General features: G+C 69.2%; 22 protein-coding genes, 1 pseudogene and 1 riboswitch. Of the genes and pseudogenes, 20 read left to right on the top strand and 3 right to left on the bottom strand.

Annotated features, from left to right (window positions below; genetic code table 11):
- The 18 genes and pseudogenes from LGM42_RS30980 to metF form a co-directional block, all read left to right on the top strand.
- Positions 1-297: pseudogene (locus LGM42_RS30980) on the top strand (methyl-accepting chemotaxis protein); the annotation flags it as partial.
- 3 nt (positions 298-300) lie between these two features.
- On the top strand, positions 301-1,293 hold the full coding sequence (locus LGM42_RS30985) for a CheR family methyltransferase (RefSeq protein ID WP_226234235.1): 993 nt from the start codon (positions 301-303) through the stop codon (positions 1,291-1,293).
- A complete protein-coding gene (cheD, locus tag LGM42_RS30990) occupies positions 1,290-2,018 on the top strand; it encodes a chemoreceptor glutamine deamidase CheD (protein WP_099315949.1) in 729 nt (242 codons plus the stop codon). Before LGM42_RS30985 ends, cheD begins: the two co-directional genes overlap by 4 nt.
- Positions 2,015-3,106, top strand: a complete 1,092-nt coding sequence (locus LGM42_RS30995) for a protein-glutamate methylesterase/protein-glutamine glutaminase (RefSeq protein WP_059578107.1) — start codon at positions 2,015-2,017, stop codon at positions 3,104-3,106. Before cheD ends, LGM42_RS30995 begins: the two co-directional genes overlap by 4 nt.
- A 67-nt stretch (positions 3,107-3,173) precedes the next feature.
- Complete coding sequence (gene cheY / locus LGM42_RS31000; RefSeq protein ID WP_026045350.1) at positions 3,174-3,569, top strand: chemotaxis response regulator CheY; 396 nt, start codon at positions 3,174-3,176, stop codon at positions 3,567-3,569.
- A gap of 2 nt (positions 3,570-3,571) precedes the next feature.
- On the top strand, positions 3,572-4,303 hold the full coding sequence (gene cheZ / locus LGM42_RS31005) for a protein phosphatase CheZ (protein WP_059578110.1): 732 nt from the start codon (positions 3,572-3,574) through the stop codon (positions 4,301-4,303).
- 348 nt (positions 4,304-4,651) lie between these two features.
- Positions 4,652-5,155: a DUF2844 domain-containing protein gene (locus LGM42_RS31010; RefSeq protein ID WP_226234236.1), complete on the top strand. Its 504-nt coding sequence runs from the start codon at positions 4,652-4,654 to the stop codon at positions 5,153-5,155.
- Between the two features lie 16 nt (positions 5,156-5,171).
- A complete protein-coding gene (locus tag LGM42_RS31015; protein WP_226234237.1) occupies positions 5,172-6,401 on the top strand; it encodes a DUF3443 family protein in 1,230 nt (409 codons plus the stop codon).
- A 161-nt stretch (positions 6,402-6,562) separates the two neighbouring features.
- Complete coding sequence (locus LGM42_RS31020; protein WP_060310194.1) at positions 6,563-7,060, top strand: VOC family protein; 498 nt, start codon at positions 6,563-6,565, stop codon at positions 7,058-7,060.
- A 479-nt stretch (positions 7,061-7,539) separates the two neighbouring features.
- The gene (locus LGM42_RS31025; RefSeq protein WP_059578122.1) at positions 7,540-7,920 is read left to right on the top strand and encodes a DUF805 domain-containing protein; all 381 of its coding nucleotides are present in this window, start codon (positions 7,540-7,542) and stop codon (positions 7,918-7,920) included.
- Between the two features lie 370 nt (positions 7,921-8,290).
- A complete protein-coding gene (flhB, locus tag LGM42_RS31030; protein ID WP_226234238.1) occupies positions 8,291-9,490 on the top strand; it encodes a flagellar biosynthesis protein FlhB in 1,200 nt (399 codons plus the stop codon).
- Positions 9,487-11,589 carry a flagellar biosynthesis protein FlhA gene (gene flhA / locus LGM42_RS31035; RefSeq protein ID WP_059578127.1) on the top strand — a complete coding sequence of 701 codons (2,103 nt, stop codon included), beginning with the start codon at positions 9,487-9,489 and terminating at the stop codon, positions 11,587-11,589. The genes flhB and flhA overlap by 4 nt, the downstream gene beginning before the upstream one ends.
- A complete protein-coding gene (gene flhF / locus LGM42_RS31040; protein ID WP_226234239.1) occupies positions 11,586-13,376 on the top strand; it encodes a flagellar biosynthesis protein FlhF in 1,791 nt (596 codons plus the stop codon). Before flhA ends, flhF begins: the two co-directional genes overlap by 4 nt.
- Positions 13,369-14,187 carry a MinD/ParA family protein gene (locus LGM42_RS31045; RefSeq protein WP_226234240.1) on the top strand — a complete coding sequence of 273 codons (819 nt, stop codon included), beginning with the start codon at positions 13,369-13,371 and terminating at the stop codon, positions 14,185-14,187. Before flhF ends, LGM42_RS31045 begins: the two co-directional genes overlap by 8 nt.
- Before the next feature lie 22 nt (positions 14,188-14,209).
- Positions 14,210-14,944, top strand: a complete 735-nt coding sequence (locus LGM42_RS31050; RefSeq protein ID WP_085041358.1) for an RNA polymerase sigma factor FliA — start codon at positions 14,210-14,212, stop codon at positions 14,942-14,944.
- 95 nt (positions 14,945-15,039) lie between these two features.
- Positions 15,040-15,159, top strand: a riboswitch (S-adenosyl-L-homocysteine riboswitch).
- 32 nt (positions 15,160-15,191) lie between these two features.
- Positions 15,192-16,610 carry an adenosylhomocysteinase gene (ahcY, locus tag LGM42_RS31055; RefSeq protein ID WP_059503304.1) on the top strand — a complete coding sequence of 473 codons (1,419 nt, stop codon included), beginning with the start codon at positions 15,192-15,194 and terminating at the stop codon, positions 16,608-16,610.
- A gap of 97 nt (positions 16,611-16,707) precedes the next feature.
- Positions 16,708-17,061, top strand: a complete 354-nt coding sequence (locus LGM42_RS31060; protein ID WP_011882923.1) for a phage holin family protein — start codon at positions 16,708-16,710, stop codon at positions 17,059-17,061.
- Between the two features lie 34 nt (positions 17,062-17,095).
- A complete protein-coding gene (gene metF, locus LGM42_RS31065) occupies positions 17,096-17,926 on the top strand; it encodes a methylenetetrahydrofolate reductase [NAD(P)H] (protein WP_059578135.1) in 831 nt (276 codons plus the stop codon).
- A 104-nt stretch (positions 17,927-18,030) separates the two neighbouring features.
- On the opposite strand, the gene LGM42_RS31070 is transcribed toward metF, so the two are convergent.
- Positions 18,031-19,509, bottom strand: coding sequence for an amidase (locus tag LGM42_RS31070; protein ID WP_226234241.1), 1,479 nt, complete (start codon positions 19,507-19,509; stop codon positions 18,031-18,033).
- Positions 19,510-19,587: 78 nt separating this feature from the next.
- Positions 19,588-20,280, bottom strand: a complete 693-nt coding sequence (locus LGM42_RS31075) for a dienelactone hydrolase family protein (RefSeq protein WP_226234242.1) — start codon at positions 20,278-20,280, stop codon at positions 19,588-19,590.
- 221 nt (positions 20,281-20,501) lie between these two features.
- Between LGM42_RS31075 and LGM42_RS31080 the strand changes: the two genes are divergently transcribed.
- Both LGM42_RS31080 and LGM42_RS31085 read left to right on the top strand, forming a co-directional pair.
- On the top strand, positions 20,502-21,584 hold the full coding sequence (locus LGM42_RS31080) for an NAD(P)H-dependent flavin oxidoreductase (RefSeq protein ID WP_059638365.1): 1,083 nt from the start codon (positions 20,502-20,504) through the stop codon (positions 21,582-21,584).
- A 441-nt stretch (positions 21,585-22,025) separates the two neighbouring features.
- Positions 22,026-23,168, top strand: coding sequence for a branched-chain amino acid ABC transporter substrate-binding protein (locus LGM42_RS31085; protein WP_059578145.1), 1,143 nt, complete (start codon positions 22,026-22,028; stop codon positions 23,166-23,168).
- A gap of 89 nt (positions 23,169-23,257) precedes the next feature.
- Here the strand turns inward: LGM42_RS31085 and LGM42_RS31090 are convergent, their stop codons facing one another.
- Entirely contained in the window at positions 23,258-24,475 is a 1,218-nt protein-coding gene (locus LGM42_RS31090) for an MFS transporter (protein ID WP_059578148.1), read from the bottom strand.
- Between the last annotated feature and the right edge of the window lie 233 nt (positions 24,476-24,708).

Consider the following 24,708-nt stretch of genomic DNA (forward strand, 5'->3'; position numbering starts at 1 on the left):
CCGCAGGGTGCGGCCCAGCCGGCGGCACGGCGCGCCGCGCCGGCGTCGCGCACGGCTGCGTCGGGCACCGAGCACGAACCGAAGCGCGCGGCCGACGCCGCGCCGCGCACGCAGAAGGACGCACCGGCTGCCCGTGGCGCCGCCGCGGCGGGCGGCTATGGCCCGCGTCTGGCGAAGACGGCCGCCCCGGCGGACAAGCCGGCCGCGAAGCCCGCGCTCGTGCGCCCGGCGCTGAGCGGCGAGAAGCCCGCGCTGGCGGCCGCCGGCGCGTCCGACGACGACTGGGAGACCTTCTAAGCCATGCAGCACGCGCGCGCGCCGTTTCGACCCGATGCACCGGATGCCTCGCCTCGCGCGGGCGAGCCGGGGCGCGACTTCGCGTTCACCGGCGCGGATTTTGCACGCATTCGCGCGCTGATCCACCAACGCGCGGGCATCTCGCTGTCCGAGCACAAGCGCGACATGGCCTACAGCCGTCTCGCGCGGCGGTTGCGGGCGCGCGGCCTCGACACGTTCCGCGACTACCTCGACCTGCTCGAACAGGAAGACGATCCGCTCGAGTGGGAAGCGTTCACCAATGCGCTGACGACCAACCTGACCGCGTTTTTCCGCGAGGCGCACCATTTCCCGATCCTGTCGGAATTCGTGAAAGGGCGGCCGGCGCCGGTCTCGGTCTGGTGCTCGGCGGCGTCGACCGGCGAGGAGCCGTACTCGATCGCGATCACGCTGATCGAGGCGCTCGGCGAAACGGCCGCGCGCGGCGCGTCGATCCTCGCGACCGATCTCGACACGCAGGTGCTCGCGAAGGCCGAAGCCGGCATCTACACGTACGACCAGGTCAAGCACTTGCCGCCGGAGCGGCTCAAGCGCTTCTTCCTGAAGGGCACGGGCGCGCAGGCCGGCCGCGTGAAGGTGCGCCCCGAGCTGCGCGCGATGATCCGCTTCGAGCAACTGAACCTGACCGATGCCGACTACGGGATCGCGAAGCCGTTCGACGCGATCTTCTGCCGCAACGTGATGATCTATTTCGACAAGCCGACGCAGGGGCAGGTGCTGTCGCGCTTCGAGCCGCTCGTGAAGCCGGGCGGGCTGCTGTTCGCCGGCCATTCGGAGAACTTCACGTACGTGACGCAGGCGTTCCGGCTGCGCGGGCAGACGGTGTACGAACTCACGCGCGACGCCGCACAGGGCGCGCGCTCGCGCGGTGCGCCGGCGAGCGCGGCGGCCGAGCTGCCGTCGCCCGTGCGCGCACGGGCCGCGGGCGGCGCGCCGGCCCTGGGAGAGCGCGGATGAGCGCACTGCCGATCGCGACCAATCGCTACTTCGACAACCACTTCGAACGCCCCGGCGTGAAGCTGTTGCCGAACGAGTTCTACACGACGGCCGATGACATGGTGCTGATGACCGTGCTCGGCTCGTGCGTCGCCGCGTGCCTGCACGACCCGTACGCGGGCATCGGCGGGATGAATCATTTCATGCTGCCGGACGACGGCGCCGATCCGGGCGCGGCCGCGTCGGAATCGATGCGCTACGGCGCGTATGCGATGGAAGTGCTGATCAACGAGCTGATCAAGGCCGGCGGGCGCCGCGAGCGCTTCGAGGCGAAGGTGTTCGGCGGCGCGGCCGTGCTGGCCGGGATGACGACGATCAACATCGGCGATCGCAACGCCGATTTCGTGCGCCGCTACCTCGCGCTCGAGCGCATCCGCATCACCGCGGAAGACTTGCAGGGCGTGCATCCGCGCAAGGTCGCGTTCATGCCGCACAGCGGGCGCGCGATGGTGAAGAAGCTGCGGCTGCAGGTGCCGGGCGTGACCGAGCGCGAAGCCGCGCTCGCGCGCGAGGCCGAGCGCGCCCGTGCCGCACGGACGCGCGCGCAGATCGAGCTGTTCGCCGCGAAGCGGCCCGCGGCGCCGCAACCGGCGCGCCCGCGCATCGAGCTGTTCGGCGGGCGCGGCGCGGCGCCGTCCGCCGGGAGCCCGCACGCGGCAAACCTATCAAGAAAGCAGGAGGCATGACCGCAGTGCAGAAGATCAAAGTATTGTGCGTCGACGATTCGGCGTTGATCCGCAGCCTGATGACCGAGATCATCAACAGCCAGCCCGACATGACGGTGTGCGCGACCGCGCCCGATCCGCTCGTCGCGCGCGAGCTCATCAAGCAGCACAACCCCGACGTGCTCACGCTCGACGTCGAAATGCCGCGCATGGACGGGCTCGACTTCCTCGAGAAGCTGATGCGCCTGCGGCCGATGCCGGTCGTGATGGTGTCGTCGCTGACCGAGCGCGGCTCGGAAATCACGCTGCGCGCGCTCGAACTCGGCGCGGTGGATTTCGTCACGAAGCCGCGCGTCGGGATTCGCGACGGGATGCTCGACTACGCGGAAAAGCTCGCCGACAAGATCCGCGCGGCGTCGCGTGCGCGCGTGCGCCAGGCGCCGCAGCCGCAGGCCGCCGCGCGCGCGGCGGACAGCGCCGCGGCCGCGCCGATGATCAACAACCCGCTCGTCAGTACCGAGAAGCTGATCATCATCGGCGCGTCGACGGGCGGCACCGAGGCGATCCGCGAAGTGCTGACGCCGCTGCCGCCGGATGCGCCGGCCGTGCTGATCGCGCAGCACATGCCGCCGGGCTTCACGAAGTCGTTCGCGCAGCGGCTGAACGGGCTGTGTCGGATCGCGGTGAAGGAAGCCGAGCACGGCGAACGCGTGCTGCCCGGCCATGCGTACATCGCGCCGGGGCACGCACACCTGTTGCTCGCGAGAAGCGGCGCGAACTATATTGCGCAACTGTCGGACGAGCCGCCGGTGAACCGGCACCGCCCGTCGGTCGACGTGCTGTTCCGCTCGGCGGCGACGCACGCGGGCAAGAACGCGATCGGCGTGATCCTCACCGGGATGGGCCGCGACGGCGCGGCCGGCCTGCTGGAAATGAAACGCGCGGGCGCTCACACGTTCGCGCAGGACGAAGCGAGCTGCATCGTGTTCGGGATGCCGCGCGAGGCGATCGCGCTCGGCGGCGCGGACGAGGTCGCGCCGCTCGCCGACATGAGCCGCCGCGTGATGGCGCGCCTGGCGACGATGGGCGACCGCGTGCAGCGCGTGTGAATGGAATGTCACGGGGCGCGTGCCACGATGCGCGTCCCGACGGAAACGAATCTGGAAAGGAACGACGATGGACAAGAGCATGAAAATCCTGGTGGTGGACGATTTCCCGACGATGCGCCGGATCGTCCGCAACCTGCTCAAGGAACTGGGCTACACGAACGTCGACGAGGCGGAAGACGGCGCGGCCGGCCTCGCGCGGCTGCGCGGCGGCGGCTTCGACTTCGTGATCTCCGACTGGAACATGCCGAACCTCGACGGCCTCGCGATGCTGAAGGAAATCCGCGCGGACGCGACGCTCACGCACCTGCCGGTGCTGATGGTCACGGCCGAGTCGAAGAAGGAGAACATCATCGCGGCCGCCCAGGCCGGCGCGAGCGGCTACGTCGTGAAACCGTTCACGGCCGCGACGCTCGACGAGAAGCTGAACAAGATCATCGACAAGATGGCCAAGACCGGGAGCTGAACGTGAACGAGCCGATCCATGCGGCGCTCGCCGGCGCGGCGGTCAACGCCGACGGCCATGCCGAAGGCGCCGATTACGCGAGCGACCGGATCCTCGCGCGCATCGGCCACGTCACGCGCACGCTGCGCGATTCGATGCGCGAGCTCGGGCTCGACAAGCATGTCGAGCGCGCGGCCGAAGCCGTGCCCGATGCGCGCGACCGCCTGCGCTACGTCGCGACGATGACCGAGCAGGCCGCGGTGCGCGTGCTGAATGCGATCGAGATCGCGAAGCCGATGCAGGAGCGCGTCCAGAACGAGGCCGAGGCGCTTGACGCACGCTGGGCGCAGTGGTACGCGGCGCCGATCGAGCACGCGGAAGTGCGCGAGCTGATGGACGATACGCGCGCGTTCCTGCGCACGCTGCCCGAATCGACGGCGGCGACCCGCGCGCAACTGCTCGAAATCATGCTCGCGCAGGATTTCCAGGATCTGACCGGGCAGGTGATCAAGAAGATCATGGACATGGTCTACCTGATCGAGCAACAGCTCCTCACCGTGCTCGTCGAGAACATCGCGCCCGAGCGGCGCGAGCAGTTCGCGGCCACCGCCGCCGCGCTCGCGGCCGAACAGATCAGCGCGACCGGCAGCCCCGAGTCGCTGCTGAACGGCCCGCAGATCGCGCCGGAAGGCAAATCCGACGTGGTTCAGGACCAGGGGCAGGTCGACGACCTGCTCGCGAGCCTCGGTTTCTGACCTGCCGCGGCGCAGCCGCGCGCCCCTTCGCCGGGCGCCCCTTCGCCGGGCGCCCCTTTGCCGGGCGCCCCTTTGCCGGGCGCCCCTTTGCCGGGCGCCCCTTTGCCGGGCGCCCCGTTCCGCGGGGTCGCCGATGCGCGCATTCCCCGTTTCCTGCGTCGTTTCCCCAAGCCCGCCACCGCGGCGCGGCGCGGCGTGATCCTGCGTCGAATTGACAATTGGACACACTCCGCAGGCATACTACGCGTCAGCAGCAACGCAGGGTCATTCGTACGATTCATCGGTGGACAGGCGGCGCGGGCCGATGGCGGCGCCGTCGGCAACGCAGCCAGTCCCTTGGGGGGGAACGTGAAGCTGAAACGCTTGGGCTGGACCGTCGCGCACGCGACGGCTGCAATGGGTGTGCTGTGGGCGGTCCACGCACACGCGGAACTGGGCGGCGCGCCGATGTCGCCGCCGGCGGACGATCAGGCCGCCACAGTGCGCGCGCTGCAGCGCGCGATGCGCTCGGCGGACGGCGTGCAGACGAGCGCGGCCGCCTATACCGTGCGCGAGATCACGCTCGGGTCGGGCACCGTCATCCACGAATACACGTCGGCCGCCGGCAGCGTGTTCGGCCTCGCCTGGCGCGGGCCGACGATGCCGGATCTCGCGTCGCTGCTCGGCAGCTATTTCCCGCAGTACACGGCCGGCGTCCAGGCGGCGCACCGGGCGCGCGGCTGGCGCGCGCCGGTGGCCGTCGAGACGAGCGGCCTCGTGATCCGGACGGGCGGCCACATGGGCGCCTTCGCCGGCCAGGCATGGCTGCCGTCGGCGCTGCCTGCCGGCGTGGCCGGCACCGATATCCAGTGACAGCGGGAGAGCGATCTTGAGCATTCCTCGTACATTCAAGCGCTGGCTCGGCGTGCTGGGCCTCCTGGCCGCGACGGCCGTGCTCGTGACGGCATGCGGCGGCGGCGATGGCGGCGGCGGCAGTGCGGGCAACAACGGCAATACCGGCAACAACGGGTCCGACGGCAACAGCGGCAACACGGCCGTCATCACGGTCGCCGCCGGCGCCGCGAACGTGATCAACATCCCGACCGTCAGCGTGAAGGTCTGCGTGCCGGGCACGTCGAACTGCCAGATCGTCAACAACGTGCTCGTCGATACCGCGTCCTACGGGCTGCGGCTCGTCGGCAGCGCGGTGTCGGGCGTGCTCGGCAGCCTGCCGCATGTGACGAGCGGCGGCGCGCCGGTCGCCGAATGCGGCAAGTTCGTGTCGAGCTACACGTGGGGGTCGGTGCGCACGGTCGACCTGTCGATCGGCTCCGAGCAGGCGGCGTCGCTGCCGGTGCAGATCATCGGCGACCTCGGCACGGCGAACGTGCCGAGCTCGTGCACGAACGGCGGCGCGTCGGCCAACTCGACGGGCGCGCTCGGCGCGAACGGGATCCTCGGCATCGGGCCGGCGCCGTACGACTGCGGCACGACGTGCGCGACGTCGACGTCGACGAGCAACAACTACTACGCGTGCCCGAACGGCGACAACGCGAGTTGCACGGTCGCGCTCGTGCCGCTCGCGCAGCAGGTGGCGAACCCCGTGCATCGTTTCGCGAACAACGACGGCGTGAGCGTGCAGATGCCGACCATCTCGGACAACGGGCAGGCGAGCGCGACCGGCACGCTGACGTTCGGCCTGCCGAACCTGAGCGGCAAGACGGTGATGACGTCGACCACGACCGGTGACGTCAGCGCGACGTTCCAGGGGCGCAACGTGATGGCGTTCTTCGATACGGGCTCGAACGCGTATTTCTTCAACGATTCGGCGCAGACGGTCTGTTCGAGGAATACGGAGTTCTACTGCCCGTCGTCCACGACCACCTATTCGGCGACGCTGAGCGGCCAGAACGGCGCATCGGGCACCGTGTCGATGCCGGTCGCGAACGCGGATTCGCTGTTCTCGAATTCGTCGACGTTCGCGTTCAACGACATCGCGGGGCCGTTCGGCTCGTCCAGCTGGCTCGACATCGGCATGCCGCACTTCTACGGCAAGACGATCTACTTCGGGATGGACAAGACCGCGAGCGGCGGCGCGCAGCCGTTCGTCGCGTTCTGACGCGGCACGGCCGCGGGCAGCAAAGAGGGGGCGAGCGATCGCCCCTTTTTTTATCCGACAGCCGCGCGCGCACTACGGATCGAATCGCCGCCGTGTGCGCGCGCAGCGCCTACGATGTAAGACCGGCACCGGTGCCGGCACGACATCGAGGAGACAGCGCCATGACCCCGCGCATACAACGCATCACGCCGTTCCTATGGTTCGACCGCGACGCCGAGGCGGCGGCCGATTTCTACGTATCGGTGTTCGACAACGCGCGCATCGTGCACGTCGCGCGCTACGGCAAGGCCGGCGCGCACGCGTCCGGACAGGCCGAGGGCACGGTGATGACGGTCGCGTTCGAACTCGACGGGCAGGCGTTCGTCGCGCTGAACGGCGGCCCCGTGTTCCAGATGACGCCGGCCGTGTCGTTCGTCGTCAACTGCCGCGACCAGGACGAGATCGACCATTACTGGGCGCGCCTGTCCGAAGGCGGCGACGCGCGCGCGCAGCAATGCGGGTGGCTGCGCGACCGCTTCGGCGTGTCGTGGCAGGTCGTGCCCGTGCAGATGGCCGAACTGATGACGGGCGACCCGGCCCGCGCCGAGCGCGTGATGGCGCAGGTGATGACGATGAAGAAGCTCGATCTCGGCGCGCTGCAGCGGGCGGCAGCCGGTTAGGGGCGGCCGGCCAGGCCGCTTCGCTCGGTCTGGCCGTTCAGGCTTTTCACGCCTTTCACGCCTTTGAGGCAGTGGCCGGCCGTGCCGTATTGCCGTCGGGCGAGGCAATGCGGCCGGTATCGACAATGGCGAAGGGTGACGCGACCGCCGCGCCTGCGTATTGCCGGCTGCCCGGTTAATCGCACGCCGGATCCTCGAGTCGATTATCGGGGCGGCCGTTTCATTCGGCTGTAACCAAATGCCGGATTATCCGGGCCGTCGTTTCCGTCAGATCTTCACGATTATTAAAATGACGCGGCGTGCAAGCCCCGGCCAAGCCGAAATGCGCCATTGCAGCCATTTCCGTGTCATATGGGCGGGCGATACGCCCCTGTGCGCGTAGTGCGCCGCATGCGAAAAGAGATGGAGCGCACTGAAATTCAACCCTATAATTTCGGCGTTGTTTCCGGGGTGCCAATATAAAACAGGAGGGTAATAAGATGAATTTTTCCGAAGCCATTCGTGCCGTACTGAATAAATACGCCACGTTCGAAGGCCGTGCGCGCCGCGCCGAATACTGGTATTTCGCGCTGCTGAGCTGCGTGCTGTCGATCGTCGGCCAGATCATCGGCGCGGCCGGCCGCGACGGCGGCCTGATCACGCTGCTGCTGCTCGGCGCGATCTCCCTGGTGTCGCTCGCGCTGATCGTTCCGGGCATCGCGGTCAGCGTGCGCCGCCTGCACGATACGGGCCGCTCGGGCTGGTTCCTGCTGCTCGCGCTGATTCCGATCGTCGGCAGCATCCTGCTGCTCGTGTGGATGTGCTCGCGCGGCACCGAAGGCCCGAACCGTTTCGGCGCGGACCCGATTCCGGCCGTCTGACCGACGCTGGCCCCCACGCACGACGCCGTTGGGGGCCGTTTGCCCCGCTTCTCCCGCTTTCCCGCTGTCCTGCTGTCCCGCTGTCCCGCTGTCCCGCTGTCCCGCCCGCCGTTTCACCGTTCCCTTCGCATCGCATCGCACCGTCACCGTCCCGCCTGCGGCCGCCATTTCGCCGACGCGCCGCCCGGCCTGCTTTCGCGCCGCGCCGCGCGTCGTTCCGCCCCCGTTCCGGCCGCGTTCGCGGCCGCTCGCCCGATTCCCCGAAATACCCCCCTTTCCCGGCTTTGCTCGACCGATCGGCGTTTGACGCCTCCATGAATAATCGGTGTCACTGAAAAACGGCATTCCGCCGTACCCGACTGGAGGCCCCGTGGCAGACGAGAGCGATCTCGACAAGACCGAAGCCGCCACTCCCAGGCGCCGCGAGAAGGCGCGCGAGGAGGGGCAGGTCGCGCGTTCGCGCGAACTGGCTTCGTTCGCACTGCTCGCGGCGGGGTTCTACGGCGCATGGCTGTTCGCGGGCCCGTCGGGCGCGCATCTGCAGGCGATGCTGCGCGGCGCGTTCACGTTCGATCGCGCGACCGCGTTCGACACCGACCGGATGCTGTCGGCGGCCGGCAGCGCGAGCCTCGAAGGCTTCGCCGCGCTGCTGCCGCTCCTCGCGCTCACCGGCGTCGCCGCGCTGCTCGCGCCGATGGCGCTGGGCGGCTGGCTGATTTCGCAGAAGACGCTCGAACTGAAGTTCGACCGCCTGAACCCGATCTCGGGGCTCGGCCGGATGTTCTCGATCCAGGGGCCGATCCAGCTCGGGATGTCGATCGCGAAGACGCTGGTCGTCGGCGGAATCGGCGGCGTCGCGATCTGGCGCAGCAAGGACGAACTGCTCGGCCTCGCGACCCAGCCGCTCGGCGCCGCGCTGCCCGATGCGCTGCATCTGGTCGCCGTGTGCTGCGGCACGACGGTCGCCGGGATGCTGGTGGTCGCCGGGCTCGACGTGCCTTACCAACTCTGGCAGTACAACAAGAAGTTGCGCATGACGAAGGAAGAAGTGAAGCGCGAGCATCGCGAGAACGAGGGCGACCCGCACGTGAAGGGGCGGATCCGCCAGCAGCAGCGCGCGATCGCCCGCCGCCGGATGATGGCGGCCGTGCCGAAGGCCGACGTCGTCGTCACGAACCCGACGCACTTCGCGGTCGCGCTGCAATACACGGATGGCGAGATGCGCGCGCCGAAGGTCGTCGCGAAGGGCGTGAACCTCGTCGCCGCGCGCATCCGCGAACTCGCGGCCGAACACAACGTGCCGCTGCTCGAAGCGCCGCCGCTCGCGCGTGCGCTGTATCACAACGTCGAACTCGAGCGCGAGATCCCCGGCTCGCTGTACTCGGCGGTCGCCGAAGTGCTCGCGTGGGTCTACCAGCTCAAGCGCTTCCGTTCGGAAGGCGGCGCGTTCCCGGCGGTGCCGGTCGATCTCGACGTGCCGGCCGAACTCGACAAGGGCGCGTCGGTCGCCGCCGACGACGAACGTGAAGAAGCCGAAGACGCGCTCGGCCAGCAAGGGAACGTAGCATGAGCACCCCGACCACCGGCCTGTTCGCCAAACGCACGAACCCGTTCGCGGGCACCAACCTGCGCGCGCTCGCGGGCCCGATCCTCATCTGCATGATCCTGGGGATGATGATCCTGCCGCTGCCGCCGGTGCTGCTGGATCTGCTGTTCACGTTCAACATCGCGCTGTCCGTGATGGTGCTGCTCGTCAGCATGTACACGATGAAGCCGCTCGACTTCGCGGCGTTCCCGAGCGTGCTGCTGTTCTCGACGCTCCTGCGCCTGTCGCTGAACGTCGCGTCGACGCGCGTCGTGCTGCTCGAAGGCCACACCGGGCCGGATGCCGCCGGCCAGGTGATCGAGGCGTTCGGCCACTTCCTCGTCGGCGGCAACTTCGCGGTCGGCATCGTCGTGTTCGTGATCCTGATGATCATCAACTTCATGGTGATCACGAAGGGCGCGGGGCGGATCGCCGAAGTGTCCGCGCGCTTCACGCTCGACGCGATGCCCGGCAAGCAGATGGCGATCGACGCCGACCTGAACGCGGGCCTCATCAACGAGGAACAGGCGCGCAAGCGGCGCCTCGCCGTCTCGCAGGAAGCCGAGTTCTACGGGTCGATGGACGGCGCATCGAAGTTCGTGCGCGGCGATGCGATCGCCGGCCTGATCATCATGGCGATCAACGTGATCGGCGGGCTGATCGTCGGGATGGTCCAGCACGACATGAGCTTCGCCGCGGCCGGCACCAACTACACGCTGCTGACGATCGGCGACGGCCTCGTCGCGCAGATCCCGTCGCTCGTGATCTCGACCGCGGCCGGCGTGATCGTGTCGCGCGTCGCGACCGACGAGGACATCGGCACGCAGATCACCGGCCAGCTGTTCACGAACCCGCGCGTGCTGAACATCACCGGCGCGATCATCGTGCTGATGGGGCTGATCCCCGGGATGCCGCACTTCGCGTTCCTCGCGCTCGGCGCCGGCGCGATCTGGCTCGCGCGCACGCAGACCCGGCGCGCGGCGGCCCGCAAGGCGGCCGGCGACGTGACCGACATCGCGCCGCCCGCCGTGCTGCCGGCCGACAGCCACGAAGCGACCTGGGACGACGTGCAGCTGATCGACCCGCTCGGCCTCGAAGTCGGCTACCGGCTGATTCCGCTCGTCGACAAGAACAGCGACGGCGAGCTGCTCAAGCGCATCAAGAGCATCCGCAAGAAATTCGCGCAGGAAATCGGCTTCCTGCCGCCGGTGATCCATATCCGCGACAACCTCGAATTGCGGCCGAACGCATACCGGATCGCGCTGAAGGGCGTCGAGATCGGCTTCGGCGAAGTGTTCCCGGGCCAGTGGCTCGCGATCAACCCGGGCCAGGTGACGGCCGCGCTGCCGGGCGCCGTCACGCAGGATCCGGCGTTCGGGCTGCCGGCCGTGTGGATCGACGTCGCGATGCGCGAGCAGGCGCAGGTGTACGGCTACACGGTGGTCGATGCGAGCACGGTCGTCGCGACCCACCTGAATCATCTGGTCGTCCAGCATGCGGCCGAGTTGCTCGGCCGCCAGGAAGTGCAGGCGCTCGTCGAGCGCACCGGCAAGGACGCGCCGTCGCTCGTCGAGGACCTCGTGCCGAAGACGATCTCGCTCACCACGCTGCAGAAGGTGCTGCAGAACCTGCTCGAGGAAGGCGTGCCGATCCGCGACATGCGCACGATCCTCGAGGCCGTGTCCGAGCATGCCGGCCGCGGCGACGCGTTCGAGATCACGGCCGCGGTGCGCCTCTCGCTCGGCCGCGCGATCACGCAGCAGTGGTATCCGGGCAACGGCGAAATGCAGGTGATGGGCCTCGACGCGAATCTGGAGCGCGTGCTGTCGCAGGCGCTCGCCACCGGCGCGAACCCGGGCCTCGAGCCCGGCCTCGCGCACAACCTTCTGACCGGCACGCAGCAAGCGTTGCTGCGTCAACAGAATCTCGGGCTGCCGCCGGTGCTGCTGGTGCAGCACGCGCTGCGCGCGATGCTCGCGCGTTTCCTGCGCCGCAGCCTGCCGCAATTGAAAGTGCTGTCGTACGCCGAAGTGCCGGACACACGCACGATCAAAGTCGTTAACGTCATCGGGGGTTCCGCTTGAACATTCGCAAATTCACCGGCGCAACGAGCCGCGACGCACTTCGTCTCGTGCGCGAGGCGCTCGGCGCCGACGCGGTCGTGCTGTCGAACCGCACGCTCGATGACGGCAGCGTCGAAATCGTCGCACTCGCCGATTCGGATCTCGCCGCGGTGGCGCCGCCGGCCGCGCGGCCGCGCTTCGCTTCGCCGCGCCTACCGGAATCCGTGCCGGCCGCCGCCGTGCCGGGCATCGTGTCGCGCCCGGGCATCGCGCCGCGCCCGGCCGTCAATCCGTATGCGGCGGGCGAAGGCGGGCTGCCTGACGTGTTCTCGTCCGTGTTCGGCGCGAGCGCCGACGCGCAAGAGGCCGACGTGCATGCTTCGTCGAGCGATGCGGACGCGCCGGCAGCCGCGCCGTCGATCGCCGCGCCTGCCGCCGGAGCGCATGCCGCCGGGTCGCCGGCCGCAGGATCGCCTGCCGCCACTTCCGAACCGGCACCGTGGCTGGTCGAGCACGCGAAGCGCCTGACGCAGCAGCGCGACGCGCTGATCGCCCGTGCGCAGGCGCCGGTCGAGCCGCCGGCAAGCGCGCCGCAGCCCGCGGCCAGCGCGACGCCGCCCGACTGGGCCCGCGACATCGTGCGTGAGGCCCAACGCCGGATGCCTGCCGCCGGATCGCCTGCCGCCGGATCGCCGGCCGCCACGAAGCGCACACCCGACACGGGCGCCGCGTACGCGGCGAGGGCGGCGGACCGCACGCGCCTGCCCTCCGACGCGGCCGCCGCTGTGGCCGACGCGGTGAAGTCGCGCATCGAGCGGATCGTCAACGACACCGTGATGCACGAGCTCGGCGAGCTGCGCGGGATGATGGCGGAGCAGTTCGACAGCCTGATGTGGCACGACCGCCAGCGCCGCAGCGCCGTTCACGGCGCGCTGACGAAGCACCTGTTCGCGGCCGGTTTCTCCGCGCAGCTCGTGCGGATGCTGGTCGACAACCTGCCGGCCGGCGACGGCGCGCAGACCTTCGAGCAGGCCGCCGAATGGGCGCAGTCGGTGCTCGCGTCGAACCTGCCGGTGCTCGACAGCGAGGACGCGCTGATGGAGCGCGGCGGCGTGTTCGCGCTGATGGGGCCGACGGGCGTCGGCAAGACGACCACCACCGCGAAGCTGGCCGCGCGCTGCGTGATGCGCTTCGGCGCGAGCAAGGTCGCGCTGCTGACCACCGACAGCTACCGGATCGGCGGCCACGAACAACTGCGCATCTTCGGCAAGATCCTCGGCGTGCCGGTGCACGCGGTGAAGGATGCGGGCGATCTCGCGCTCGCGCTGTCCGAGCTGCGCAACAAGCACATCGTGCTGATCGACACGATCGGCATGAGCCAGCGCGACCGCGCGGTGTCCGACCAGATCGCGATGCTGCACGGCGCGAATGCACCGGTGCAGCGCCTGCTGCTGCTGAACGCGACGAGCCACGGCGACACGCTCAACGAAGTCGTGCAGGCGTACCGCAGCGCGGGCGAGCACCCCGACCTGGCCGGCTGCATCCTCACCAAGCTCGACGAGGCGACCCACCTCGGCGGCGTGCTCGACACGGTGATCCGCTACAAGCTGCCGGTCCACTACGTGTCGACCGGCCAGAAGGTGCCGGAGAACCTGTACGTCGCGTCGACCCGCTTCCTGCTGAAGAGCGCGTTCTGCGTGCCGCGCGACGGCTCGCCCTTCGTGCCGCAGGACGACGACATGCCGACGCTGCTCTCCGCACTGACCGCGCGTTCCACCGCCGAGCTGCACGAGGTGCGATTTGGATAAACCGATCATCGATCAGGCCGAAGGGCTGCGCCGCCTGCTGGCCGGGCGCGCGTCGCGCATCGTCGCGGTGACGGGCGGGCCGGCGGGCGTCGGCTGCACGTCGACCATCGTGAACCTCGCGGCGGCGCTCGCGTCGCTCGGCAAGGACGTGCTCGTCGTCGACGAGCGCGCCGACGTGCGCTCGGCCAGCGCGACGCTCGCCGGCGCGTGGCTGCGCGACGGCGCGCGCACGCGGGTCGCGGCCGGTTTCAGCCTGTGCGCGGCGGCGCGGCTCGCGCGTGCCGGCTACAGCGACGCGCAACTGAGCGACTTCATCGACGGCCCGGCCGACATCGTCCTTGTCGACGCGCAGCTCGGCGCCGACGGGTCGTTCTCGGCGCTCGCGCGCGAAGCGCACGACGTGCTGGTCGTCACGCGGGTCGCCGCGCAGGCGATCACCGAGGCGTATGCGTGCATGAAGCGGCTGCATTTCGCGCACGCGTTCGCGCAGTTCCGCGTGCTGACCAACCAGGTCGGCAGCCACGCGGACGCGAAGGCGGCGTTCGACAACCTCGCGGGCGTCGCGAACCGCTACCTGACCGTGTCGATCGCCGACGCGGGCTGCGTGAGCGCCGATCCGCTCGTCGAGCACGCCCGCGAACTGATGCATGCGGTGGTCGACGCGTTTCCGTCGTCGTCCGCCGCGCGCGACTACCGGCAGATTGCCGCCGACCTGTTGTACTGGCCGATGCGCCCGCGTTCGGGTGCGGGCCGCGCGGTCCACGCCGGCGGCAAGCCGTCGTACGAGGCGGGCGCGGCACACGCCGCGTGAGCGCCACCCGGAGGAGGGAGCCATGATGTACAACGCTCAAGGAAAGATGTCCCAGGCCGACGTGCTCGCGCAATACGCGCCGCTCGTGCGCCGCCTCGGATTGCAGCTCGTCGCGAAAATGCCGGCGAGCGTCGATCTCGACGACCTGATCCAGGCCGGCATGATCGGCCTGATGGACGCGGCGGGCCGCTACAAGGAAGACCAGGGCGCGCAGTTCGAGACCTACGCGACGCAGCGCATCCGCGGCGCGATGCTCGACGAGCTGCGCAGCAACGACTGGCTGCCGCGCAGCCTGCGCAAGACCTCGCGCGAGGTCGAGCACGCGGTGCACCAGGTCGAGCAGCACCTCGGCCGCTCGGCGAGCGAGACCGAGATCGCGCAGCACCTGAACATGCCGCTCGACGAATACCAGGGGATGCTGCAGGACCTGCATGGCAGCCAGCTCATCTACTACGAGGATTTCGATCGCGCGGCCGACGACGAGCCGTTCCTCGACCGCTATCGGGTCGATCACGCCGATCCGCTGTCGTCGCTGCTCGACGAACACCTGCGCGAGGCGCTCGTCGAGGCGATCGAGCGGCTGCCGGAGCGCGAGAAGCTGCTGATGTCGCTGTACTACGAACGGGGTCTGAATCTGCGCGAGATCGGCGCGGTGCTCGAGGTGAGCGAATCGCGCGTGTGCCAGTTGCACAGCCAGGCCGTCGCGCGCCTGCGCGCGCGGCTGCGCGAGCAGGCGTGGGTGGGCGCGGAGTCCTGACCCTCTGCCGACGGCGGCGGCGCGCCGGCGCCGCGCGCTCGCGCCGTATGCGGTGCTCGCGCATTTCGCGCGCCGATTTGCTACAATCCCCTCCGTTTTCCGAGGAGCGTTGCGACGGACCATCCTGCGTCCGCCAGGCTCGGAAGGCTTCACCAAGCAGCCGTGCGGCGATTTTTTTCGCGCCGGCCCCGCTTCCTGAACGGCGCTCACGTCACCAATCTAGAAACTTTTTAGAAAGGAGGGCGTGATGAACGCCATTATCGATTCCAAGGCTTCCCACGATTACGTCGTCGCCGACATGGCGCTGGCCGGCTGGGGCCGCAAGGAACTCAACATCGCCGAGACCGAAATGCCGGGCCTCGTGCAGATCCGCGACGAATACAAGGCGCAGCAGCCGCTGAAGGGCGCGCGCATTGCCGGTTCGCTGCACATGACGATCCAGACGGGCGTGCTGATCGAGACGCTGAAGGCGCTCGGCGCGGACGTGCGCTGGGCGTCGTGCAACATCTTCTCGACGCAGGACCACGCGGCCGCCGCGATCGTCGAAGCCGGCACGCCGGTGTTCGCGTTCAAGGGCGAGTCGCTCGACGAATACTGGGAGTTCTCGCACCGCATCTTCGAATGGCCGAACGGCGAATTCGCGAACATGATCCTGGACGACGGCGGCGACGCCACGCTGCTGCTGATCCTCGGCTCGAAGGCCGAGAAGGACCGTTCGGTGATCGCGAAGCCGACCAACGAGGAAGAAGTCGCGCTGTACAAGTCGATCGCCGCGCACCTCGACGTCGACGCGAACTGGTACTCGAAGCGCCTCGCGCACATCAAGGGCGTGACGGAAGAAACCACGACCGGCGTGCACCGCCTGTACCAGATGGAAAAGGACGGCCGCCTGCCGTTCCCGGCGTTCAACGTGAACGATTCGGTCACGAAGTCGAAGTTCGACAACCTGTACGGCTGCCGCGAGTCGCTCGTCGACGGCATCAAGCGCGCGACCGACGTGATGATCGCGGGCAAGGTCGCGGTCGTCGCCGGCTACGGCGACGTGGGCAAGGGTTGCGCGCAATCGCTGCGCGGCCTGGGCGCGACCGTGTGGGTCACCGAAATCGATCCGATCTGCGCGCTGCAGGCGGCGATGGAAGGCTACCGCGTCGTGACGATGGAATACGCGGCGGACAAGGCCGACATCTTCGTGACGGCCACCGGCAACTACCACGTGATCAATCACGATCACATGAAGGCGATGCGTCACAACGCGATCGTCTGCAACATCGGTCACTTCGACTCGGAAATCGACGTCGCGTCGACGCGCCAGTACCAGTGGGAAAACATCAAGCCGCAGGTCGACCACATCATCTTCCCGGACGGCAAGCGTATCATCCTGCTGGCCGAAGGCCGCCTCGTGAACCTCGGCTGCGCGACCGGCCACCCGTCGTTCGTGATGTCGAATTCGTTCGCGAACCAGACGCTCGCGCAGATCGAACTCTTCACGCGCGGCGACCAGTACGAGAACAAGGTGTACGTGCTGCCGAAGCATCTCGATGAAAAGGTCGCGCGCCTGCACCTCGCGCGCATCGGCGCGAACCTGTCGGTGCTGTCGGACGAGCAGGCCGCGTACATCGGCGTGCAGAAGGACGGCCCGTTCAAGCCGAACCACTACCGCTACTGATGCGCTGCCGCCGCCGCGCCGTGCATGCCCGTCGCGGGCCGCGCGGCGCGGCGGCGCTCACTGATCGTACCGATCGACAACCGAACCGGAGCCCTCCATGAGCGTCATTCTCACCTGGGTCATCAACGCGCTCGCGCTGCTGATCATCACGTACCTCGTGCCGTCGATCCACATCAAGAGCTTCGGCACTGCTTTGATCGTCGCGGTCGTGCTCGGGCTGATCAACACGGTGATCCGGCCGGTGCTGATCCTGCTGACGCTGCCCGTCACGATCGTCACGCTCGGGGTGTTCATCCTCGTCGTGAACGCGCTGTGCTTCTGGTTCGCGTCGTCGCTGCTGAAGGGCTTCGAGGTGTCGGGGTTCTGGTCCGCGTTCTTCGGTTCGATCCTGTACAGCATCGTGTCGTGGCTGCTGTCCGCCCTGATCTTCGGCCAGCGCGACATCGGCTGAGGGCCGGCGGGCGCAGGCCCAACCCCATCGAATCATGAAACCGATCGAACTCTCGTTTGAATTCTTCCCGCCGAAGACGGCGGACGGCGTCGAAAAGCTGCGCGCCACGCGCGCGCAGCTGCTGCCGCTGAAGCCGAAATTCGTCTCCGTGACGTTCGGCGCCGGCGGCTCGACGCAGCAGGGCACGCTCGATACCGTGCTCGACATGCAGAAGGACGGCCTCGAGGCCGCGCCGCACCTGTCGTGCATCGGCTCGTCGCGCGACAGCCTGCGCGCGATCCTCGACCAGTACCGCTCGCACGGCATCCGGCACATCGTCGCGCTGCGCGGCGACCTGCCGTCGGGGATGGGCGCGGTCGGCGAGCTGCGCTATGCGTCGGAGCTCGTCAGCTTCATCCGCGCCGAGCACGGCGACTGGTTCCACATCGAGGTCGCGGGCTACCCGGAGTACCACCCGCAATCGCGCTCGCCGAAGGCCGATCTCGAGAATTTCGCGCGCAAGGTGAAAGCCGGCGCGAATTCCGCGATCACGCAGTACTTCTTCAACGCGGATGCGTATTTCCGCTTCGTCGACGACGCGCGCAAGCTGGGCGTGGACGTGCCGATCGTGCCGGGCATCATGCCGATCACGAACTTCTCGCAGTTGATGCGCTTCTCCGAGATGTGCGGCGCCGAAGTGCCGCGCTGGGTCGCGCGCCGGCTCGAGAGCTTCGGCGACGATCGCGAGTCGATCCGCGCGTTCGGCGCGGACGTCGTCACGGGCCTGTGCCAGCGCCTGATCGACGCGGGCGTGCCGGGGCTGCACTTCTACACGCTGAACGCGGCGGTCGCGACGCGGACGATCTGCGAACGGCTCGCGGTGTAAGCGCCGTCACGCGGTTGCATGCGTGAAAGCCCCGCCGGTTTGCGCCGGCGGGGCTTTTTCATGGTTCATCGAGCAGTACGACGCGCGGCGCAAACGCGCGCGCGTCAGCGCTGCGCCTGCATCAGCGGCGGGCGGCGGTCGAACCACGGCCGGGCCTGTTCGAGCTGCCGCGCGAGCCGGAGCAGCAACGCGTCGTCGGCGTGGCGCGCGGCGAATTGCACGCCGATCGGCAGCCCGCGCGCATTCCAGTACAGCGGCACCGACATCGCCGGCTGGCCGGTCAGGTTGAACAGCTCGGTGCAGCCGGCCCACGCGAACGCCTTCTCCGACGACTTCGCGAGCATTTCCTTCAGCAGCGGCTTCACCGGCAGCGCGGCGACGAGCTTCATCTGCGCGGATTCGAACGGCGTCGGCTGCAGTTCGCCGATCTTCACCGGCGGCCCCGCGAGCGACGCGCACAGGATCGCGTCGTAGCGCGACACGAGGCCGGCGACCTGCACGGTGAGCTGGCGCTGCCATTCGAGCACGTCCGCCAGACGCGTGCGCGCGAGGCGGCGGCCGACCACGGCCATCGCCCACGTCGCGGCCTCGAATTCGCCGCGCCGCGGCGCGCGGCCCGTCAGTTCGCGCGCGCCGAGCACCATGTCCTCGGCGATCGTCGCCCACAGCGTGAGGAAGGTTTCGGCCGCGCGCGCGTAGTCGATCGGCAGCGTCGCCGGCTCGACGTGATGGCCGAGCGATTCGAGCAGCGCGGCCGCGTCGTCGAGCGCCGCGCGCGTGTCGGCCGCGAGCGCCGGCGCGAGCATCGGATCGACGACGAGGCCGATCCGCAGCGGGCCGGGCGGCGTATCGAGCGCGCCGAGGAAGGTGCCGGGCGCGCCGGGCGGCAGCGTCTGGCCGGTCGTCACGTCGAGCAGCAGCGCACTGTCGCGCACGCTGCGCGACACCGCGTGCTGGACGACGAGTTCGCCGTTCGACGGCAGGTCGACGAGCACCGGATTGCGGCTCGGCTTCAGGCCGAACAGCCCGCAGCACGACGCCGGAATGCGGATCGAGCCGCCGCCGTCGGACGCATGCGCGAGCGGCACGATGCCGGCCGCGACGGCCGCCGCCGCGCCGCCGCTCGAGCCGCCGGGCGTGTGGTCGAGGTTCCACGGGTTGCGGCACGCGCCGAACAGCGCCGGTTCCGTGTACGGCATCTGGCCGATCTCGGACGTGTTGGTCTTGCCGAATATGTTCAGGCCCGCCGCGCGGCTGCGCGCGATCACCGGCGAATCGTCGGCCGGCACGAAGTACCGGTAGTGCCGGCTGCCCATCGACAGCGGCAGCCCGGCGACCGCCGCGCCGAGATCCTTGACGAGATACGGCACGCCCGCGAACGGCGTATCGGCGCCGGGTGCGGGCGCGGCCGCCGCACGCGCGCGCGCGGCTTCGTAGTCGTGCAGCACGATCGCGTTGATCGCGCCGTTGACCGCTTCGGCCTGGCCGATCGCGGCGTCGAGCAGTTCGCGCGGGCTGGCCTGGCGGTCGCGCACGAGCGCGGCGAGGCCGATTGCGTCATGCGCGAGATAGTCCGAGTGCATCGCGGTCACCCCCGTTGTGACGCGTGGCGATGGTGCGAGCATAACGCGGGCCCGGCGTGCGGGCCCGCGGCCGTGCTCTTAAAGATGCTCGGCGAGGAACGTCAATGTGCGGCCGTGCGCGAGCGCCGCCGCGCGCTGGTTGTACGATGCGCGGTCCGTGCAGTTGAAGCCGTGCTCGGCGCCCGGGTACACATGGAACGACGCGTGGCCGCGGCCGGCGAATGCGGCCTTCACCTGATCGACGGCGTCGAGCGGAATGCCGTGGTCGTTTTCCGCGTAGTGGAACAGGATCGGCTGCGTGATCTGGCCGGCGAGGTCGAGTGCGTTCTGGATGCCGCCGCCGTAATAGGACACCGCCGCGTCGAGCTTGCCGGTCGCGGCCGCGCGATACGCGAGCTGGCCGCCGAAGCAGTAGCCGATCGCGGCGAGCTTGCCGGCCACTTCGGGACGGGCGCGCAACGCGTCGGCCGCCGCGACGATGTCCACGACCGCGAGACCCACGTCGGTTTTCTTCAGCAGCTCGATGCCCTTGTCGCGATCCGCGCCCTCGTAGGTCAGCTCGACGCGCGGCTGCGTGCGCCAGAACACGTCGGGCGCGAGCGCGACGAAGCCGTCGGCCGCATACTGGTCGGCGACCGCACGGATGTGCGCGTTCACGCCGAAGATCTCCTGGATGATGATGACGGCAGGCCCCTTGCCGCGCTTGGGCAGTGCGAGATAGCCGCCGAAGCTGTCGTTACCGGTCGGGATGTCGATCCATTGGGCAGTCACGTTCTGAACTCCTGGCGTGCGGGGTGCGGGAGGCGCCCCGGAGTGATGAGAGGCGGCCTAGTGTGCCACCAATCGCCCGCTGCTGCAGCGCACGCGGGCGCTTCTCGCGCAGCGATCGTTTCGATCTCGATTATTCATTTTTCGGCGCCGCGTCGCTTCGATAAAGTCGATGTGCCGGCCTTTACAAAGCGCTTTCGCGCACCGTCATCGAAGGATTCGCCATGTCTGCCCGCTCGTTTTCCACGCCCTTTTCCGAACGCTTCGGCCTGCGCCTGCCGCTCGTGCAGGCGCCGATGGTCGGCGCGACCACGACCGCGATGGTCGCCGCCGCATCGAATGCCGGTGCGCTCGGCAGCCTCGGCGCCGGCGCGCTCGCACCGGAGCGCATCGGGACGGAAGTCGCCGCGATCCGCGCGGCGACCGATCGCCCGTTCGCGATCAACCTGTTCGTCTTGCCCGATGAAGTCGCGCCGGACGCGGCGACCGTCTCGCGCGCACTCGCGGCGATCGACCCGCTGAACGCCGCGCTCGGCCTGCCGCCGGGCACGGCGCCTGCGCGCTATGCGCCCGATTTCCGCGCGCAGCTCGATGCGCTCGTCGCGCTGCGCGTGCCGGTCGCGAGCTTCACGTTCGGCGTGCTCGACGCGGCCGACGTCGCCCGCCTGAAAGCCGCCGGCACCTATGTGATCGGCACCGCGACGCACGTCGCCGAAGGGCTCGCGTGGCGGGCGGCCGGCGCCGACGCGCTGTCCGCGCAGGGCGCCGAGGCGGGCGGCCATCGCGGCACCTTCATCGGTTCGGCCGCCGACGCGCTGATCGGCACGCTCGCGCTCGTTCCGCAGCTCGTCGACGCGACGGGCCTGCCGGTGCTCGCCGCGGGCGGCATCATGGACGGCCGCGGCATCGCGGCCGCGCTCGCGCTCGGCGCGCAGGGCGCCCAGCTCGGCACCGCGTTTCTCACGTGCGCGGAAAGCGCGATCGCGGCGGACTGGAAGGCGCGCCTGCTCGCGAGCGCCGATACGTCGACGCAGGTCACGCGCGCGATCACCGGCCGTCATGCACGCGGGCTGCGCAACACGCTGATGGCGCGGCTCGGCGAGCACGAGGCCGACGCCGCGCCGTATCCGGTGCAGAACGCGCTGACCCAGCCGCTGCGCCAGGCCGCCGCGCGCGCGAACGACGGCGACTATCTGTCGCTGTGGGCCGGCCAGGGCGCGCCGCTCGCGCGGCGGCGCGGCGATGCGCTGACGACGGCGCAACTGGTCGCCGCGCTCGACGCCGAATGGCGCGCATCGGCTGCCTGAACACCGCTTCGGCCGCTTGAACCATTCATGTCATCGGGCGACGAAACGCGCGTGGTGTCACGCGCGTTTCATTCAATGATCCAGGTCACAAAATACCGAATCGAAATGCCTCCGGGAATGGGCTGAAACGACCTTTCGACGGATCGCCGTGAATTAGCGGAAACCCTTATCCGGCGGGGCCTGCAGCGATATTCGAGTCATTTCTCCAAAGCGCCGATATCGGTAGTGTTACCACTACCCCAAAAAAGTCCCACAAATTAATTTGATCACCTACACTTGCGCGCAAGTACGGGCGGGCGGCTGCTAAAAGCGGCTGTTTTCACGTGCTTGAGGCCAAGTGCATGAAGGATGCAACCGGCGAATCGTCCAGTGATTGCAAACACAGGGATGGCAGCGGGGCACCGGGCGATGGCGTTTATTGGGACCGAACTGGAGACTTACATGAATATCAAGATGCAAAAGCTGTTGCCGATCACCGCAGCGGCGATGCTGTGTGCTGCAGCTGCAAGCAACGCGTCCGCCGATCAAGTCGTCAAGATCGGCCACGTCGCGCCGTTGACGGGCGGCATTGCACACCTGGGCAAGGACAACGAAAACGGCGCGCGTCTCGCCGTCGAGGAACTCAACGCGAAGGGTCTCACGATCGGCGGCCAGAAGATCACGCTGCAACTCGACCCGCAGGACGACGCCGCCGACCCGCGGCAGGCGACGCAGGTTGCGCAGAAGCTCGTCGACGACAAGGTCGTCGCGGTGGTCGGCCACCTGAACTCCGGCACGTCGATCCCGGCCTCGAAGATCTACAGCGACGCGGGCATCGTGCAGATCTCGCCGTCGGCGACCAACCCGGCGTACACGCAGCAGGGCTTCAAGACCACGTACCGCGTGGTCGCGACCGATGCGCAGCAGGGCCCGGCGCTGGCGAACTACGCGCACTCGAAGGGCATCAAGAGCGTGGCGGTGGTCGACGATTCGACCGCGTACGGCCAGGGTCTCGCGAACGAGTTCGAGAAGAAGGCGAAGGCGCTCGGCCTGAAGGTGATGTCGCATGACGCGACCAACGACAAGGCGGTCGACTTCCGCGCGATTCTGACCAAGATCAAGGGCGAAAACCCGGACGCGATCATGTACGGCGGCATGGACGCCACCGGCGGCCCGTTCGCGAAACAGGCGAAGCAGCTCGGCCTGCGCGCGAAGATCTTCGCGGGCGACGGCGTGTGCACGGAGAAGCTGGCCGACCTGGCCGGCGACGCGACCGACAACATCGTGTGCTCGGAAGCCGGTGCCTCGCTCGAGAAGATGCCGGGCGGCGCGGCGTTCAAGGCGAAGTACGAGAAGCGTTTCGGCCAGCCGATCCAGATCTACGCACCGTTCACGTATGACGCCGTGTACATCATCGCCGACGCGATGAAGCGCGCGAACTCGACGGACCCGGCGAAGATCCTCGCGGCGATGCCGGCGACGAAGTACACGGGCGTGATCGGCACGACGACGTTCGACTCGAAGGGCGACCTGCAGCACGGCGTGATCTCGCTGTACAACTACAAGAGCGGCAAGAAGTCGCTGCTCGACGAAGTGAAGATGTAACGCGGCAAGCGGCCGACAGAAGGGGTGAAAACGCGCATGCGGCAACGCATGCGCGTTTTCTTTTGGGGCCGGCGGGGGCCGGCGGGCCGTCAGATCTTCAGGTGCGCGAGCACCCTCGGCGCGACGAGTGCGACGAGCGCCGCGCACAGCGCGACGACCGACAGGCCGACCGTCAGGTTCGCGGCCTGCGCGACCGCGCCGATCACGACCGGACCGAACAGCAGACCGAAATACGCGAGCCCGGCCACGTGCGCGAGCCCTTCGGCCGCGTGGATGCCCTTCACGCGCGCGGCGGCCGCGAACAGCACGGGCATCATGTTGGCCAGCCCGAGGCCCATCAGCGTGAAGCCGGTGAGCACCGCGGCCGGGTACGGCAGCAGCAGCGCGCCGATCATCCCCGCGCAGGCGAGCGACGCGCTCGCGAACACGAGCTGCGGCGCGCCGAAACGGGCGCGCACGGCGTCGCCCGCGAAGCGCGCGATGGCCATCCCGCCCGAGAACGCCGCGTACGCGGCGCTCGCGAGCGCCGGGCTCGCCGCGACGACGTCGCGCATGTAGACCGTCGCCCAGTCGTACATCGCGCCTTCGGCGATCAGCGCGATCAGCGCGATGCCGCCGAGCATCCACAACGCAGGCGAGCGCCAGCGGTTGCCGCCGCCGTGTGCGTGCTCGTGATGCGGCACGTGCGGCAGCACGGCCGGGCTCGCGGCCACGAGCACCGCGGCGCTCACCGCCGCCGCGAGCGCGAGATGCGCGACGGGCGCCATGCCGGCCGACAGCAGCGCGCCGCCGGCCGCCGCGCCGGCCATCCCGCCGATGCTGAACATCCCGTGCAGCGACGACATGATCGGCTTGCCGAGCGCGATTTCGACCGCGCTGGCCTCGGCATTCATCGCGACGTCGAGCGTCGCCATCGAGAAGCCGAACAGCGCGAGCACCGCGATCAGCATCCAGTAGTCGGGCACGACGAGGATCAGCGCCGCGCACGCGGCCATCACGAGCCCGCCGGCGAGGCACGCGGTGCGCGAACCGACGCGCGCGATCCAGCGCGCGATGGTCAGCATCGCGGCGATCGACCCGCCGGCGACCGCGAACAGCGCGATCGACAGCAGCCCGGGGCTCAGCGCGAACTTGTCGCGCACGGTCGGCACGTGCACGCCCCACGACGCGTACATCATGCCGGCGACGAAGAACAGCGCCATCGACGCCGTGCGCGCGCGCTGGCGGGCCGGCAAGGGCAGCACGCGGTGCGCGTCGGGCGGCGCGGCGAACGGAGACGACGATTCGGGGGAGGAGGATTCGGACACGGGAAGGCTCGTCAGGGAAATGCGCGGGCGCGGGCGGCGCCGGTCGGATTTGTCCGATTCTATCGAACCGCTTACGATCCTGCCGGGCGCTGGCCGTTCGGCCGAGGCGCGGGCGACCGGGCCATCCCACGGCGGCGCTCCGGTGGCACATTGGCCATCCGGCCGATGCGCGGCGCGCGGCGCCCGCGGGTAACATCGAAACCATGCCCGACGCCGCTTTTTCACCGCAGGAG

Origin of the sequence: Burkholderia sp. AU39826, from assembly GCF_020419965.1 — a bacterium.
GTDB lineage: Bacteria > Pseudomonadota > Gammaproteobacteria > Burkholderiales > Burkholderiaceae > Burkholderia > Burkholderia semiarida.

What these genes read in the sequence shown, in the direction of transcription:
- LGM42_RS31080 (WP_059638365.1), top strand. Translation starts at nt 20,502, where the DNA reads ATGTCTGCCCGCTCGTTTTCCACGCCCTTTTCCGAACGCTTCGGCCTG.
- cheY (WP_026045350.1), top strand. Translation starts at nt 3,174, where the DNA reads ATGGACAAGAGCATGAAAATCCTGGTGGTGGACGATTTCCCGACGATG.
- metF (WP_059578135.1), top strand. Translation starts at nt 17,096, where the DNA reads ATGAAACCGATCGAACTCTCGTTTGAATTCTTCCCGCCGAAGACGGCG.
- LGM42_RS30995 (WP_059578107.1), top strand. Translation starts at nt 2,015, where the DNA reads ATGACCGCAGTGCAGAAGATCAAAGTATTGTGCGTCGACGATTCGGCG.
- LGM42_RS31060 (WP_011882923.1), top strand. Translation starts at nt 16,708, where the DNA reads ATGAGCGTCATTCTCACCTGGGTCATCAACGCGCTCGCGCTGCTGATC.
- LGM42_RS31050 (WP_085041358.1), top strand. Translation starts at nt 14,210, where the DNA reads ATGATGTACAACGCTCAAGGAAAGATGTCCCAGGCCGACGTGCTCGCG.
- LGM42_RS31070 (WP_226234241.1), bottom strand. Translation starts at nt 19,509, where the DNA reads ATGCACTCGGACTATCTCGCGCATGACGCAATCGGCCTCGCCGCGCTC.
- LGM42_RS31025 (WP_059578122.1), top strand. Translation starts at nt 7,540, where the DNA reads ATGAATTTTTCCGAAGCCATTCGTGCCGTACTGAATAAATACGCCACG.
- ahcY (WP_059503304.1), top strand. Translation starts at nt 15,192, where the DNA reads ATGAACGCCATTATCGATTCCAAGGCTTCCCACGATTACGTCGTCGCC.
- LGM42_RS31085 (WP_059578145.1), top strand. Translation starts at nt 22,026, where the DNA reads ATGAATATCAAGATGCAAAAGCTGTTGCCGATCACCGCAGCGGCGATG.
- LGM42_RS31020 (WP_060310194.1), top strand. Translation starts at nt 6,563, where the DNA reads ATGACCCCGCGCATACAACGCATCACGCCGTTCCTATGGTTCGACCGC.
- cheD (WP_099315949.1), top strand. Translation starts at nt 1,290, where the DNA reads ATGAGCGCACTGCCGATCGCGACCAATCGCTACTTCGACAACCACTTC.
- flhA (WP_059578127.1), top strand. Translation starts at nt 9,487, where the DNA reads ATGAGCACCCCGACCACCGGCCTGTTCGCCAAACGCACGAACCCGTTC.
- LGM42_RS30985 (WP_226234235.1), top strand. Translation starts at nt 301, where the DNA reads ATGCAGCACGCGCGCGCGCCGTTTCGACCCGATGCACCGGATGCCTCG.